Source organism: Enterobacter sp. 22452 (genome assembly GCF_052045065.1).
GTDB classification, from domain to species: domain Bacteria; phylum Pseudomonadota; class Gammaproteobacteria; order Enterobacterales; family Enterobacteriaceae; genus Enterobacter; species Enterobacter mori.
The window spans coordinates 162,468-175,946 of the sequence record NZ_JBQEOB010000006.1; the positions used below are offsets into that span (position 1 = coordinate 162,468).

17 protein-coding genes are annotated in these 13,479 nt (G+C 54.8%); 7 read left to right on the forward strand and 10 right to left on the reverse strand.

Going from position 1 to position 13,479, the window contains the following annotated elements; translation table 11 throughout:
- Positions 1-15: 15 nt before the first annotated feature.
- Positions 16-291 (reverse strand): DNA-directed RNA polymerase subunit omega, encoded by a 276-nt coding sequence (gene rpoZ, locus ACTJJA_RS17995; RefSeq protein WP_000135058.1) that lies wholly within the window; start codon positions 289-291, stop codon positions 16-18.
- Between the two features lie 54 nt (positions 292-345).
- Positions 346-969 carry a guanylate kinase gene (gene gmk / locus ACTJJA_RS18000; RefSeq protein ID WP_010426438.1) on the reverse strand — a complete coding sequence of 208 codons (624 nt, stop codon included), beginning with the start codon at positions 967-969 and terminating at the stop codon, positions 346-348.
- A gap of 251 nt (positions 970-1,220) precedes the next feature.
- On the opposite strand from gmk, the gene ligB reads away from it, so the two are divergent.
- Positions 1,221-2,891, forward strand: a complete 1,671-nt coding sequence (ligB, locus tag ACTJJA_RS18005) for an NAD-dependent DNA ligase LigB (protein ID WP_440668859.1) — start codon at positions 1,221-1,223, stop codon at positions 2,889-2,891.
- Between the two features lie 2 nt (positions 2,892-2,893).
- Here ligB and ACTJJA_RS18010 read toward each other — a convergent pair whose 3' ends face one another.
- Together ACTJJA_RS18010 and ACTJJA_RS18015 are read right to left on the reverse strand one after the other, a co-directional pair.
- Positions 2,894-3,511 (reverse strand): trimeric intracellular cation channel family protein, encoded by a 618-nt coding sequence (locus ACTJJA_RS18010; protein ID WP_010426435.1) that lies wholly within the window; start codon positions 3,509-3,511, stop codon positions 2,894-2,896.
- A 204-nt stretch (positions 3,512-3,715) separates the two neighbouring features.
- Positions 3,716-4,579 carry a YicC/YloC family endoribonuclease gene (locus tag ACTJJA_RS18015; protein ID WP_010426433.1) on the reverse strand — a complete coding sequence of 288 codons (864 nt, stop codon included), beginning with the start codon at positions 4,577-4,579 and terminating at the stop codon, positions 3,716-3,718.
- A gap of 125 nt (positions 4,580-4,704) precedes the next feature.
- On the opposite strand from ACTJJA_RS18015, the gene rph reads away from it, so the two are divergent.
- Positions 4,705-5,421, forward strand: coding sequence for a ribonuclease PH (gene rph, locus ACTJJA_RS18020; protein WP_369604721.1), 717 nt, complete (start codon positions 4,705-4,707; stop codon positions 5,419-5,421).
- A gap of 67 nt (positions 5,422-5,488) precedes the next feature.
- Positions 5,489-6,130 (forward strand): orotate phosphoribosyltransferase, encoded by a 642-nt coding sequence (gene pyrE / locus ACTJJA_RS18025; RefSeq protein ID WP_440668860.1) that lies wholly within the window; start codon positions 5,489-5,491, stop codon positions 6,128-6,130.
- Between the two features lie 83 nt (positions 6,131-6,213).
- On the opposite strand, the gene slmA is transcribed toward pyrE, so the two are convergent.
- From slmA to coaBC, 3 genes are all read right to left on the reverse strand, one after another.
- Complete coding sequence (slmA, locus tag ACTJJA_RS18030) at positions 6,214-6,810, reverse strand: nucleoid occlusion factor SlmA (RefSeq protein WP_010426428.1); 597 nt, start codon at positions 6,808-6,810, stop codon at positions 6,214-6,216.
- Positions 6,811-6,930: 120 nt separating this feature from the next.
- The gene (dut, locus tag ACTJJA_RS18035; protein ID WP_015570042.1) at positions 6,931-7,389 is read right to left on the reverse strand and encodes a dUTP diphosphatase; all 459 of its coding nucleotides are present in this window, start codon (positions 7,387-7,389) and stop codon (positions 6,931-6,933) included.
- Positions 7,367-8,578 (reverse strand): bifunctional phosphopantothenoylcysteine decarboxylase/phosphopantothenate--cysteine ligase CoaBC, encoded by a 1,212-nt coding sequence (gene coaBC, locus ACTJJA_RS18040; RefSeq protein ID WP_440668896.1) that lies wholly within the window; start codon positions 8,576-8,578, stop codon positions 7,367-7,369. Before coaBC ends, dut begins: the two co-directional genes overlap by 23 nt.
- A gap of 173 nt (positions 8,579-8,751) precedes the next feature.
- Between coaBC and radC the strand changes: the two genes are divergently transcribed.
- From radC to mutM, 4 genes are all read left to right on the forward strand, one after another.
- Entirely contained in the window at positions 8,752-9,417 is a 666-nt protein-coding gene (gene radC / locus ACTJJA_RS18045) for a RadC family protein (RefSeq protein ID WP_010426422.1), read from the forward strand.
- Positions 9,418-9,635: 218 nt separating this feature from the next.
- Positions 9,636-9,872, forward strand: a complete 237-nt coding sequence (rpmB, locus tag ACTJJA_RS18050) for a 50S ribosomal protein L28 (RefSeq protein WP_002436699.1) — start codon at positions 9,636-9,638, stop codon at positions 9,870-9,872.
- A gap of 22 nt (positions 9,873-9,894) precedes the next feature.
- Positions 9,895-10,062: a 50S ribosomal protein L33 gene (gene rpmG, locus ACTJJA_RS18055; RefSeq protein ID WP_003024094.1), complete on the forward strand. Its 168-nt coding sequence runs from the start codon at positions 9,895-9,897 to the stop codon at positions 10,060-10,062.
- Between the two features lie 72 nt (positions 10,063-10,134).
- On the forward strand, positions 10,135-10,944 hold the full coding sequence (gene mutM / locus ACTJJA_RS18060) for a bifunctional DNA-formamidopyrimidine glycosylase/DNA-(apurinic or apyrimidinic site) lyase (RefSeq protein WP_100167467.1): 810 nt from the start codon (positions 10,135-10,137) through the stop codon (positions 10,942-10,944).
- Positions 10,945-10,946: 2 nt separating this feature from the next.
- Here mutM and coaD read toward each other — a convergent pair whose 3' ends face one another.
- From coaD to waaA, 3 genes are read right to left on the reverse strand one after another with little or no spacing between them, the layout of a single operon-like run.
- The gene (gene coaD / locus ACTJJA_RS18065) at positions 10,947-11,426 is read right to left on the reverse strand and encodes a pantetheine-phosphate adenylyltransferase (protein ID WP_042717767.1); all 480 of its coding nucleotides are present in this window, start codon (positions 11,424-11,426) and stop codon (positions 10,947-10,949) included.
- A gap of 3 nt (positions 11,427-11,429) precedes the next feature.
- Entirely contained in the window at positions 11,430-12,200 is a 771-nt protein-coding gene (locus ACTJJA_RS18070; protein ID WP_440668861.1) for a glycosyltransferase family 2 protein, read from the reverse strand.
- Positions 12,200-13,474 carry a lipid IV(A) 3-deoxy-D-manno-octulosonic acid transferase gene (gene waaA, locus ACTJJA_RS18075; RefSeq protein WP_010426410.1) on the reverse strand — a complete coding sequence of 425 codons (1,275 nt, stop codon included), beginning with the start codon at positions 13,472-13,474 and terminating at the stop codon, positions 12,200-12,202. Before waaA ends, ACTJJA_RS18070 begins: the two co-directional genes overlap by 1 nt.
- Positions 13,475-13,479 lie beyond the last annotated feature (5 nt).

Here is a 13,479-nt window from a genome sequence, read left to right on the forward strand (position 1 = left end):
GACCCGCAGGTTTAATTAACGACGACCTTCAGCAATAGCGGTTACGGCCTGCAGTTCTGCGGCTTCCTGCTCTTGCTGCTCCTGGCGCTCACGCACGTCGAGGATCTGGTTGTTGATCAGACCTTCTTCGATTTCGCGAAGTGCAATAACGGTGGTTTTATCGTTTTCTTCCGGTACCAGCGGATCTTTACCGCCTACCTGCATCTGACGAGCGCGACGCGCGGCGACCAGCACCAGGTCAAAACGGTTACCAATTTTCTCTACAGCGTCCTGAACAGTTACGCGTGCCATACTTAAAATGCTCCACAGGTGAAGAAATGACTGGGCATGATACTGAAAGTGGGTTCAGTCTGCCAACAGTTTGGTGATTAATGCGTCATGTCGCTGCTTCTGGCGGCTCATACGCAGACGTTCTGCACGAAGAATGGTTTTGAGATCGCTCAGTGCGGCATCAAAATCATCATTCACAATAAGGTAATCATATTCCGCGTAATGGCTCATTTCTGCAACAGCCTGCTCCATACGCTTTGCGATGACTTCTTCGCTGTCCTGACCGCGGCCACGCAGGCGGCGATCTAGCTCATCTTTCGATGGCGGTAAAATAAAGATACTGCGCGAGTCAGGCATTTTCTTGCGAATTTGCTGCGCGCCCTGCCAGTCGATGTCCAGGAACACGTTTACGCCGGTTGCCAGAACCTGCTCAATGGTTTCACGCGAGGTGCCGTAGTAGTTACCGAACACTTCAGCATGTTCAAGAAACGCGTCTCTGCCGATCATCGCTCTGAATTCGTCGTGATCTACAAAGAAATAGTGTTCACCGTGCACTTCACCCGGACGCGGCGCTCGCGTGGTGTGAGAAACAGAAACCTGTGTATCGTACAACGGTTGGGTTTTTAACAGTGCCTGAATAAGGCTGGATTTACCCGCGCCACTAGGGGCAGAAACAATATAAAGCGTGCCTTGAGCCATGAGAGTCTTTTGTATGTGTTAACGAAGAAGTCCTACATACGGGCTTATTATACACGTCGGCGCACCGTGACGTAGCCTTTGTCACACTTTTTCCCCTGGATTATTGATTTTTGCGTGTCGTTTTCCGGTTTTACCTGCGGTTTGCAGAAATAAAAAGAAACCCTGGATAGCGCCTCGCAAAGCGAAAGGTTGCCGTTAGCGTTGTTTCGATCGTCAGGTTATACCTCCTGCAATGCAAAGGAGGAGTAGCAATGTGGCGATGGATAAGCGGATTACTGGTGTTGTGGTGTGGCTATGGCGCGGCGGTGTGTCCGGTGTGGTCGCAGGCAAAAGCAGAGAAAGAGATTGTGTCGTTAAGCACGCAGATCAAACGCTGGGATGATGCCTACTGGAAGCAGGGGGTAAGCGATGTTAATGACGACGTGTACGACCAGCTTAACGCACGGTTAACCCAGTGGCAGCGGTGTTTTGGCCGCGAGCCTTCAGAAGAGAAACTCCCCGCGCTGACGGGGAGCGTAAAACATCCTGTTGCCCATACGGGCGTGCATAAAGTGACCAGCAAAGAGGAACTAAGACAGTGGATGCGTGCCCGACGTAACCTCTGGATGCAGCCTAAAGTAGACGGTGTGGCGGTAACGCTGGTCTATCGTGACGGAAAGTTAATCCAGGCTATCAGTCGCGGAAATGGGCTAAAAGGGGAAGACTGGACCGAGAAGGTGCGTTTAATCCCGTCTGTGCCGCAAAAGCTTACCGGAACGCTGGCGAATAGCGTATTGCAGGGCGAACTTTTCTGGTTACGCGACAACCACATTCAGAGCCAGATGGGCGGAATGAACGCTCGCGCAAAGGTGGCGGGTGCAATGATGCGGCAAAAGGATAACGCGCTCCTGAGCAAGATCGGCGTATTCATCTGGGCCTGGCCGGATGGGCCGAAAGATATGAAGATTTTGCTGGTTGAGCTGTCTAAAGCCGGTTTTTCGCTGTCAACGCGGTATACGCTTCCCGCCGAATCTGTTGATGCCGTCGAAAAACAGCGCGCGGGCTGGCACGAGACCGGATTACCCTTTGCCACGGATGGCATTGTGGTGCGTTCGGAGGATGAACCTGCGGGCGAAAGCTGGTTGCCTGGTGAAGGAAACTGGGTCGTCGCGTGGAAATATTCTCCTGTTTCGCAGCTTGCTGAGGTAAAGAATATCCAGTTTTCTGTAGGACGAACGGGCAAAGTGTCCGTCGTTGCAGGGCTTGAGCCTGTGCGACTGGATGATAAACAGGTGCGACGAGTCAGTCTGGGGTCGGTTGGGCGTTGGCAGAGACTGGATCTCGCCAAAGGCGATCAGGTGCTGATCAGTCTCGCCGGACAGGGTATTCCGCGCCTGGATAAGGTGGTATGGCGAGGGACGGACAGACAAAAACCGCAGCCTCCTGACTCGCAGTACCATTCATTAAGTTGTTTTTATGCCTCGCCGGACTGCATGGAGCAGTTTTTTGCCCGGCTAACATGGCTCAGCTCTAAACAGGGGCTGGATATTGAAGGTTTAGGGGAGTCCGGCTGGCGCACGCTCTGGCAGGCTCATCATTTCGAACATATTTTTTCATGGCTGTTGTTAACACAGGTGCAGCTTCAGGCCACGCCGGGGTTTTCTGCGGCGCGCGGGCTAGCGCTCTGGCATCGTTTTAATCAGATGCGGGAACAACCTTTTATCCGTTGGATTAGCGCGATGGGAGCTCCGCTATCCAAATCGACACTGAACGCTATCGATGGGCGAGCGTGGCAGGCAATGAGCCAGCGAAGCTCTGCTGACTGGCAAACCTTGCCGGGAACTGGAGAGGAGAAAGCGCGGCAAATCATGAACTGGATGCACGCGCCTCAGGTTGACGTGCTGGCGAAGTGGCTCGCTGAACAGCACATCAACGGATTTTGACATCAGTGCGCGCTGTGCTTGTAGTGAAAAACGGGCAGCCCGAGCTTCAGACGCAGCGCCAGCATGCGGGCCGTAAAGCCAAACAGCAGCGTCGAGATGACCACTACATCATGGTTCGAAACGTAATGCTGCAAGGCGATATAGAGCACCGCTGCGGCAAAGGAGATCCCGGCATAGAGCTCCTTTTGAAAGACCAGGGGAATACGTTTGCAGAACATGTCACGCAATACTCCGCCAAATACGCCCGTGACCACGGCGGCAATAGTGGCGATAACCGGCCCTTCACCCATATCGAGCGCGATTTGCGCACCGATGATTGAAAAGACGATCAGCCCCAGCGCATCAAGCACCAGGAACAGACGGCGCAGGTGGGGCATAACGGGTGCCACAATGGTGGTGAGCACGGCAGCCGTCGCCACGATAATCACGTACTCAGGGTGTTTAACCCAGCCGAGCGGGTAATGGCCAAGCAGGATATCGCGCACGGAACCGCCGCCCAGCGCGGTCGCTGTGGCAATAATAATCACGCCGAAAGTGTCCATACGGCGACGCCCGGCAGCAAGCGCGCCGGTCATAGCTTCTGCGGTGATACCAATCAGATAAAGAACGTGAAGCAGCATATACCCTCCGGTGTGAACGCGGGGAGGTTAGCGATTTGTGCGCAAGATCACGATTGAGATTTTCTAAGGTGAGTTAGTTTGCCCTATAAATTTTTATCACATTTGTCTGGATAGGCTTGATGACGGGCGGAAGGTGGGATAATTGAGCATCAGCACGGATTAGAAATAGTAATGGGTGGTGCAGTCGACACCACCCGAAAAGCATTACTCGATATTCTGGATCTGCTCGCGCATCTGCTCAATCAGCACTTTCAGCTCAATCGCTGAATTCGTCACGTCTGCATTGATAGATTTAGACGCCAGGGTGTTCGACTCGCGGTTGAACTCCTGCATCATAAAGTCCAGACGGCGACCTACAGCTTCTTTTTTCTTCAAAATGTTGTAGGTTTCTTTAACGTGCGCTTCCAGACGGTCCAGCTCTTCAGCGACGTCAACACGCTGCGCCATCAGCACCAGCTCTTGTTCCAGACGGGTGTTTTCCAGCTGAACTTCCGCTTCTTCCAGTTTGGAGACCAGGCGCTCGCGCTGCCACTGCAGCACTTCCGGCATATGGGTGCGGACTTTGGCTACTTCGGTGCTCACGCCTTCAAGGCGCTGCTCAATCATCGCTTTCAGCGCCTGACCTTCGGTTTCACGGGCAACGATAAAGTCGTCCAGCGTGCCGTCGAGGGCTGCCAGGATTTCAGCGGCGATGGCATCCAGATCCTGCTCACCGGCAGCCATGACGCCAGGCCAGCGCAGAATATCAACCGGGTTGATTTCGCCTTCATCGCTCTGCATTTTGACCCAGTTCGCCGCATTCACGAGCTGTTTCGCCAGTTTTTCGTTAAGAATCAACTCGCCTTGCGCGCTGGCATCAGGCTCAAAGCGCAGGTTGCATTCCACTTTGCCGCGTGTCAGACGCGTACGGATACGCTCGCGTACGACAGGCTCAAGGCTGCGGAACTGCTCCGGCATACGGAAATACGTTTCCAGGTAACGCTGGTTTACCGAGCGCATTTCCCATGTGGCGCTGCCCCAGCTACCCTTGATTTCACGCCGGGCGTAGGCGGTCATACTGCGGATCATAGACATTCCCGTTTTTAAAGGAGAGATGGGGGGATTATAGCTTTCAGGGCTTTGTCAGGATAGGAATAAGCGCGTTTAATCCGTATAATGCGCAGCCACATTCGTTTCAAGCCGGAGAATCCATCATGCGTCCATCAGGTCGTAGCGCCAACCAGGTGCGTCCCGTCACCCTGACCCGTAACTATACAAAACACGCTGAAGGCTCCGTGCTGGTTGAGTTTGGTGACACTAAAGTTTTGTGCACCGCCTCTATCGAAGAAGGCGTTCCGCGCTTCCTGAAAGGTCAGGGCCAGGGCTGGATCACCGCTGAGTACGGCATGCTGCCGCGTGCGACTCATACCCGTAACGCCCGCGAAGCGGCGAAGGGCAAGCAGGGCGGTCGTACCATGGAGATTCAACGTCTTATCGCGCGTGCGCTGCGCGCCGCCGTTGACCTGAAAATCCTCGGTGAATTTACCATCACGCTGGACTGCGATGTCATTCAGGCAGACGGCGGTACGCGTACGGCGTCCATTACCGGTGCCTGCGTGGCGCTGGCGGATGCCCTGAACAAGCTGGTTGCGGCCGGTAAGCTGAAAACCAATCCAATGAAAGGCATGGTCGCGGCGGTTTCCGTGGGTATCGTTAACGGTGAAGCGCTTTGCGATCTGGAATACATTGAAGATTCCGCTGCCGAAACCGACATGAACGTGGTGATGACCGAAGACGGTCGCATCATTGAAGTACAGGGCACGGCAGAAGGCGAGCCGTTCACCCACGAAGAGCTTCTCTCTCTGCTGGCGTTGGCCCGAGGGGGAATCGAATCCATTGTAACGACGCAGAAAGCGGCGTTAGAAAATTGATTTTAAAGGCGACCAATGAGTCGCCTTTTTTTTGCCTGTAAGACAGAAAAACCAAAGGAGCGAATCCATGAAATCGTATCAGCGCCAGTTTATTGAGTTTGCGCTTAACAAGCAGGTACTTAAGTTTGGCGAGTTTACGCTGAAATCCGGGCGTAAGAGCCCCTATTTCTTCAACGCCGGGCTGTTTAATACCGGGCGCGATCTGGCGCTGTTAGGCCGTTTCTATGCCGAAGCGCTGGTGGATTCCGGGATTGATTTCGACCTGCTGTTTGGTCCGGCCTACAAAGGTATTCCAATTGCGACCACCACCGCGGTGGCGCTGGCGGAACATCATGATCGCGATGTGCCTTACTGCTTTAACCGTAAAGAGGCCAAAACCCACGGTGAAGGTGGGAATCTGGTCGGCAGCGTGCTGCAGGGCCGCGTCATGCTGGTGGACGATGTGATCACCGCGGGCACGGCAATCCGCGAATCGATGGAGATTATCCAGGCCAACGGTGCGACGCTTGCTGGCGTGCTGATTTCTCTGGATCGTCAGGAGCGTGGTCGCGGTGAAATTTCCGCTATTCAGGAAGTGGAGCGCGATTACAGCTGCAAAGTGACGTCGATTATCACCCTGAAAGACCTGATTGCCTATCTGGAAGAGAAGCCGGAGATGGCGGATCATCTGGCGGCGGTACGTGCGTACCGGGAAGAGTTCGGCGTGTAATTGCATTGCCCGGTGACGCGACGCTTACCGGGCCTGCGTATTTCGTAGGCCGGATAAGGCGAAGCCGCCATCCGGCAACGGTGTTACTGCAATTGAGCAGCCACTAACGGCCAGCGGGCATCAAAATCGTCCGTTGGTCGGTATTTGAATTCGCTACGTACAAAACGGGAGAGCATCCCTTCGCAAAACGCCAGGATCTGGCTCGCCAGTAGCGTCTCATCGATGGTGTACCCTTCGCCTTCACGCATTTTCTTTTCGCGCAGTACCTGACGCAGCTGCGCTTCAATACGTTCGAAAAGCTGGTTAATGCGTCCCTGCAGCCTGTCCTGCTCGAACATCAGCGCGTGGCCGGTGAGGATACGGGTTAAGCCCGGATTGCGTTCACCAAAGCCCAGGATTAACAGCACAATCAGACGCAGACGCGCGGTGGTGTCTTTTTCGTCTTTCAGAATCAGGTTGATGCGCGTGATCAGGCTGTCTTCGATAAACTCGATCAGGCTGTCGAACATCCGGGTCTTGCTCGGAAAATGACGGTACAGCGCCGCCTCAGACACGCCTACAGAGGCGGCCAGTTTAGCGGTAGTGATGCGTTGACTGCCATCGCTGGATTCAAGCATCAGAGCCAGAGACTGAAGTATTTCTTCGCGACGATTCCTTTTCGCGGTTTGTTTTTCTGCCATGTTACAAAATACCCCTGAAAATAAGCACTTGCCAGGCTGGCATCCACACAGCGACCGCAAACTGATGTTTGCGGTTTGTTATTGCATTATGGCGCTGTGAGATGCGTATCTATCGGACGGTTATTTACGCCCGGAATGGCCGAAGCCGCCTTCGCCACGGTCGGTGGCATCGAAGTCTGCCACCAGGTTAAATTCTGCCTGCACAACCGGTACAAAGACCATCTGCGCAATACGCTCGCCCGGTTCAATGGTGAAGCTGTCCTGACCACGGTTCCAGACGGACACCATCAGCTGACCCTGATAGTCAGAGTCGATCAGGCCGACCAGGTTACCCAGTACGACGCCATGCTTATGGCCCAGACCAGAACGCGGCAGGATCACCGCCGCCAGAGACGGGTCAGCAATGTGAATTGCCAGGCCTGTCGGGATCAGGGTGGTTGCACCTGGAGCCAGTTCTACGGCGTCATCGAGACAGGCGCGCAGGTCAAGACCGGCAGAGCCGGAGGTGGCATAGGTCGGCAGCGGAAATTGCTCGCCAACACGCGGGTCCAGAATCTTAACGTCGATTTTTTTCATCATAACGGGTAACGATCTCGTCCAGTAATTGTTGGCCCAGGAGTTCCTTGCGCTCAAGCGGTAAGACTTTATCTCCATCCTGCCAGAAAAGGTGCAGTGCATTGCTGTCGCTGTTAAATCCTTGCGTGGCCAGCGATACGTCGTTCGCGCAAATCAAATCGAGGTTTTTGCGAGTACGTTTTTGCCGGGCATATTCTTCCACATTATTTGTTTCTGCGGCAAACCCAACAACGTAAGGACGATGGCTTTTCAGTGCGGCGACACCAGCAACGATATCCGGGTTTTTCACCATTTTTATCGTTAATTCATCACCTTGCTTTTTGATTTTGGCGTCTGCAATGGTCTCTGCACGGTAATCCGCGACGGCCGCACAGCCGATAAAAATCTGCTGGTTTTGCGCATGGGCCTGCACGGCGGCTTCCATTTCCAACGCGGTGGTGACGTCAATGCGCTGAACGAACGGAGGTGTCGGCAATGAGACCGGGCCGCTCACCAGCGTGACGTTCGCGCCGCGTTTTGCAGCAGCAGCAGCAATGGCAAAGCCCATCTTGCCGGAGCTGTGGTTAGTGATGTAACGCACCGGGTCCAGCGGTTCGCGCGTGGGGCCCGCGGTAATCATGATGTTGAGATGTTGCAGATCGTTGACAGGCGAAAAATGGGCTGCAGCCATATCAACAATCGTCAGCGGGTCCAGCATACGACCCGGGCCAACATCGCCACACGCCTGGCTGCCGCTGTCCGGGCCCCAGATAAGCAGGCCGCGTGATGCCAGCGTCTCCAGATTGTGCTGGGTGGCTGCATTACGGTACATCTGCTGGTTCATAGCGGGCACGACGGCGACTGGCGCAGGTGTCGCGAGGCAAATGGTCGAGACCAGATCGTTCGCCATGCCCGCCGCCACGCGGGCAATCAAATCGGCTGTGGCGGGTGCAAGAATCACCAGATCTGCCCATTTCCCAAGCTCAATGTGGCCCATCGCCGCTTCTGCTGCAGGGTCAAGCAGGCTGTCGGATACCGGGTACCCCGAGACAGCCTGCAGGCTCATAGGCGTGATAAAGGCTTTGCCACCTTCGGTTATCGCGACCCGCACATCCGCCCCGCGCTCGCGCAGACGACGCACCAGGTCCGGCGCTTTATAGGCTGCAATACCGCCGCTCACGCCAAGAACGATTTTTTTACCGGCCAGGCTCATCATGATTCTTTCCTGTTGGGTTTCACCAGAGAGCGGGCATTTTATCACAATCACAAAAACGGGGTGATTTTGTCCTTCGTTCACTTTGCGAGGCGTTACGCAAGAACGAAAAGTCAGCGTCGAGCCCCGGATTGGCCTGTGGCAGCATGATGGCAAACAGAAGGAGGCTGGGCATGGAAGAGACGGAACTGCTGTTACCGCGCGAAAAACTGCTGCGATATGGCGTCACCTTGTTAAAAGACGATGAGCTGCTGGCGCTCTTTTTGCGTACGGGTACGCAGGGGAAAACGGTATTTACGCTGGCAAAAGAGCTGATAGAACATTTCGGTTCACTGCATGGTTTGCTGACCGCCGATCTGGCAGCGTTTGCGCAGGTTGAGGGGATTGGCGTGGCGAAATATGCCCAGCTGAGGGGGATTGCTGAACTTGCCCGCCGTTTTTACAATGTCCGTATGGAGGAGGAAGATCCGATCCTTACCCCGGCGATGACCCGCGAATTCCTGCAAAGCCAGCTGTCAGATATGGAGCGGGAGATCTTCATGGTGATCTTTCTCGACAATAAGAACCGGGTGTTGAAACACACTCACCTTTTCTCTGGAACCTTGACCCACGTAGAGGTTTATCCGCGAGAAATTGTGCGGGAAGCGATAAAAGTGAATGCAGCCGGCGTGATCCTCGCGCATAATCACCCCTCTGGCTGTGCAGAACCGAGCAGAGCGGACAAAGAAATCACCGAACGCATTATCAAATGCTGTCAATTCATGGACATTCGTGTGCTGGACCATCTGATAATTGGCCGCGGAGAGTACATTTCTTTTGCGGAACGTGGTTGGATTTAGACCCTTTCTCGCGATCCATCGGGATCTTTGTCTGTTCGGGACTTGAGCACACCGCCGAGTCAGCGTATACTACGCCACCTTTGAGAATCTCGGGTTTGGCATTTGGGCCTGGCAATCGAGAGTTCACTTAGAACTATGCGATGACCGGGCTGTAAAGCCTGACGAGGCGCCGATACCCCATACGAAGCTCGAGCTAATTTGATTTTTGGAGAATAGACATGTCCCGAGTCTGCCAAGTTACTGGCAAGCGTCCGGTGACCGGTAACAACCGTTCCCACGCACTGAACGCGACTAAACGCCGTTTCCTGCCGAACCTGCACTCTCACCGTTTCTGGGTTGAGAGCGAGAAGCGTTTTGTCACCCTGCGTGTATCTGCTAAAGGTATGCGTGTTATTGATAAGAAAGGCATCGATACAGTTCTGTCCGAACTGCGTGCCCGTGGCGAAAAGTACTAAGTACTTAAAGAGGAAATAAATCATGGCTAAAGGTATTCGCGAGAAAATCAAGCTGGTTTCTTCTGCTGGTACAGGTCACTTCTACACCACCACGAAGAACAAACGTACTAAGCCGGAAAAACTGGAACTGAAAAAATTCGATCCAGTTGTACGCCAGCACGTACTGTACAAAGAAGCTAAAATCAAATAATTTTAGTCTCCTTGTATTGAAAAACCCCGCATCTGCGGGGTTTTTTGCATTCTGTATCTCAACGGAGGAACCATGCCTGAATTACCTGAGGTAGAGACCAGCCGTCGCGGCATTGAGCCCCATCTGGTCGGCGCAACCATTCTTCACGCAGTTGTCCGTAATGGGCGCCTGCGCTGGCCGGTGTCCGATGAGATCCACGCGTTAAGTGACAAACCCGTCCTTAGCGTGCAGCGTCGCGCCAAGTACCTGCTGCTGGAATTGCCTGACGGCTGGATTATTATCCATCTTGGGATGTCCGGGAGCCTGCGCATCCTTACTGAAGAGCTGCCTGCGGAAAAGCACGATCACGTTGACCTGGTGATGAGCAACGGCAAAGTGCTGCGTTACACCGACCCACGGCGTTTTGGCGCATGGCTGTGGACGAAGGAGCTGGAAGGGCACAACGTGCTGGCGCATCTCGGGCCTGAACCGCTGTCAGATGCGTTTAATGCGGAATACCTGAAAGAGAAGTGCGCAAAGAAAAAGACCCCGATTAAGCCCTGGCTGATGGATAACAAGCTGGTGGTCGGCGTGGGGAATATTTACGCCAGCGAATCGCTGTTTGCGGCCGGGATCCATCCCGATCGGCTGGCCTCTTCGCTGTCGGCGCAAGAGTGCGAACTGCTGGTCAGAGTGATTAAAGCGGTGCTGCTGCGCTCTATTGAGCAGGGCGGGACTACGCTGAAGGACTTCCTGCAAAGCGACGGGAAGCCGGGCTATTTTGCCCAGGAACTGCAGGTATATGGCCGTAAGGGTGAACCGTGCAGAGCCTGCGGGACGCCAATTATTGCCACGAAGCACGCCCAGCGCGCTACGTTCTATTGCCGTCAGTGCCAGAAATAGCGTTACTTTAACTTTTCCATCAAGGCCTGGTGGACGTTAACCGGCAGGAAGTGGGTAACATCGCCGTGATGACGCGCCACCTCTTTTACCAGCGTGGAAGAGATAAACGACCACTCTTTGGAGGGCATCAGGAACACGCTCTCCAGCTCCGGCATCAGATGGCGGTTCATGTGCGCCAGCTGCATCTCATACTCAAAATCTGCTACGGCGCGTAAACCCCGGATCAGGATGTTTGCCTGCTGAGCGCGGGCGAAGTTAGCCATCAGGTCGCTAAATCCAACCACCTCGACGTTCGGCAGATGCGAAATGGCATCGGTGGCGAGCGTAACGCGCTCGTTCAGGTCAAACATCGGCTTCTTGCTGGGGCTGGCGGCAATCGCCAGGATCACCTTGTCGAACATGCACGCCGCACGGGTGATGATATCAACATGACCGTTGGTGATCGGATCGAAGGTACCCGGATAAATCGCTTTTGTGCTCATGGCTCACGTTTTCTCAGAGTAGCCGCGGCAGAGCGCCCACAGCTCGGTGTATTTGTTGAAAGTATACTGGGCATTCACGACCGCGAGTAACCAGCCCTGTTTACCGTCCAGTACGCCACCACGCAGCAGCAACGTTTTCATAAACGCGCCCAGCGTGTGGGTGAAGATACCCGTCAGCGAGGCCTTCTTGCCGCGCTGGTGACGCTCCTGCGCCCATGCGGTGGCATAGTCGAGCTGTTTACGCTGGAAGCTTGCGAAATCACGGCAGGTCAGGTGCAGCAAATCGCCCGTCAGGGGGATGATCTGGGCGCTATCGCAGCTCAGGGATTCATGGACCAGATTGTCGTTGTACTGATATCGCTCGCGCTCGTAGAGGCGCATCACGCGGTCAGGATACCAGCCGCTGTGGCGCATAAAGCGGCCAAGAAAGTAGTTGCGGCGGGCAATGCTGTATACCGCACCTGGCTGAGGTGAGGAAAGCACCGTTTGAATAGCCTGCTGCAGTTCTGGCGTGATGCGTTCGTCAGTGTCGAGCATTAACACATAATCGCCGGTGGCATATTCCTGCGCGCGCTGGCGCTGAATGCCATAACCTTGCCAGTCAGTATTGGTATAGATTTTCGCGCCCGCCGCGCGGGCGACATCTACCGTGTTGTCCGTGCTGCCGGAGTCCAGTATGACGATTTCGTCAGCCCAGGCGACGGAGGCCAGGCAGTCCGGAAGCAGGTCGGCGGCGTTTTTGGCGATCATCACGACCGACAGACGCGTTGACATTAGTGGCTCCGCTGAGGCAGATAAGGTTGCAGAAGCTGCAGCAGACGGGTCAGTGCGCCCTGGTTCTGGTGCAGCACTTCGACGGCATGACGCCCGTACCACAGGCGATAATCTTCGTCAGTCAGAAGGGTAGATACCTCTTTGACCACCGAATCCGCGTCGGTCACGGTAATTAAACCATCGGCCTGCTGCAATTTCGCGCAGATATCTTTGAAGTTAAACGTGTGCGGTCCCATCAGTACCGGAATGGCGTGTGCTGCCGGTTCCAGTGGGTTATGACCGCCGCGCTCGACCAGGCTGCCGCCGACAAAGGCGAGGTCAGCAATGCCGTATAAAAGCATCAGCTCGCCCATCGTATCGCCAATCACTACCTGAGTGCTGCCGGAAGGGATCTCACCGCTGCTGCGCAGGGTGTAGCTGAAACCCCCTTTTTGCACCATATCGCGGGCATCTTTAAAGCGCTCAGGATGGCGAGGCACGAGGATAAGCAGTAAATCAGGGAATGTTTCCAGCAACTTACGGTGCGCCTGGAGAATGATCTCTTCTTCGCCGTCGTGGGTGCTGGTCGCAATCCAGACCTGACGTCGCGGGGCCCACTGGCGACGCAGTGTGATCGCACGGGCGGCGAGTTCAGGCGTGACGGAAATATCGAATTTAAGGCTGCCCGTTACCGCAAGCTGGTTGCGTTTCAGGCCTAGCGCGATGAAGCGCGCCGCATCTTCTTCATTCTGCGCCGCAATCAAGGTGATTTTACTCAGCAGGCGACGCATAAATTTGCCCAGCTTGCCGTACCCTTTCGCCGAGCGCTCAGACAGGCGGGCATTAGCGATAACCAACGGGATCTTACGGGCATGGAGGGCAGAAATCATATTCGGCCACAGCTCGGTTTCCATCACGATCACCAGTTTCGGGCGAACGGTATTCAGGAAACGGTTCATGGCACAGGGCAGATCGTAAGGCAGATAGACGTGATGCACGTCTTTTCCGAAAGCGGATAACGCACGCTCAGAGCCGGTGGGCGTCATGGTCGTGACGGTGATCGGCAGTGACGGGTATCGGTGACGCAGGGCGCGAACCAGCGGGATAGCCGCCAGCGTTTCGCCAACTGAAACGGAATGGAGCAAAATACCGTCCGGGGCAACTTTATTACGGCAGTAGCCATAGCGTTCAGCCCAGCGTTTTCGATACGCGGGTGCTTTACGGCTACGAAGCAACAGTCGCAGCCACACCAGTGGCTGAATGAGATAGAGCAGGGCGGTATACAACAATTCCAATCGAT

Coding starts and splice junctions, on each gene's coding strand:
- rpoZ (WP_000135058.1), bottom strand. CDS start 291: ATGGCACGCGTAACTGTTCAGGACGCTGTAGAGAAAATTGGTAACCGT.
- gmk (WP_010426438.1), bottom strand. CDS start 969: ATGGCTCAAGGCACGCTTTATATTGTTTCTGCCCCTAGTGGCGCGGGT.
- ligB (WP_440668859.1), top strand. CDS start 1,221: ATGTGGCGATGGATAAGCGGATTACTGGTGTTGTGGTGTGGCTATGGC.
- ACTJJA_RS18010 (WP_010426435.1), bottom strand. CDS start 3,511: ATGCTGCTTCACGTTCTTTATCTGATTGGTATCACCGCAGAAGCTATG.
- ACTJJA_RS18015 (WP_010426433.1), bottom strand. CDS start 4,579: ATGATCCGCAGTATGACCGCCTACGCCCGGCGTGAAATCAAGGGTAGC.
- rph (WP_369604721.1), top strand. CDS start 4,705: ATGCGTCCATCAGGTCGTAGCGCCAACCAGGTGCGTCCCGTCACCCTG.
- pyrE (WP_440668860.1), top strand. CDS start 5,489: ATGAAATCGTATCAGCGCCAGTTTATTGAGTTTGCGCTTAACAAGCAG.
- slmA (WP_010426428.1), bottom strand. CDS start 6,810: ATGGCAGAAAAACAAACCGCGAAAAGGAATCGTCGCGAAGAAATACTT.
- dut (WP_015570042.1), bottom strand. CDS start 7,389: ATGATGAAAAAAATCGACGTTAAGATTCTGGACCCGCGTGTTGGCGAG.
- coaBC (WP_440668896.1), bottom strand. CDS start 8,578: ATGAGCCTGGCCGGTAAAAAAATCGTTCTTGGCGTGAGCGGCGGTATT.
- radC (WP_010426422.1), top strand. CDS start 8,752: ATGGAAGAGACGGAACTGCTGTTACCGCGCGAAAAACTGCTGCGATAT.
- rpmB (WP_002436699.1), top strand. CDS start 9,636: ATGTCCCGAGTCTGCCAAGTTACTGGCAAGCGTCCGGTGACCGGTAAC.
- rpmG (WP_003024094.1), top strand. CDS start 9,895: ATGGCTAAAGGTATTCGCGAGAAAATCAAGCTGGTTTCTTCTGCTGGT.
- mutM (WP_100167467.1), top strand. CDS start 10,135: ATGCCTGAATTACCTGAGGTAGAGACCAGCCGTCGCGGCATTGAGCCC.
- coaD (WP_042717767.1), bottom strand. CDS start 11,426: ATGAGCACAAAAGCGATTTATCCGGGTACCTTCGATCCGATCACCAAC.
- ACTJJA_RS18070 (WP_440668861.1), bottom strand. CDS start 12,200: ATGTCAACGCGTCTGTCGGTCGTGATGATCGCCAAAAACGCCGCCGAC.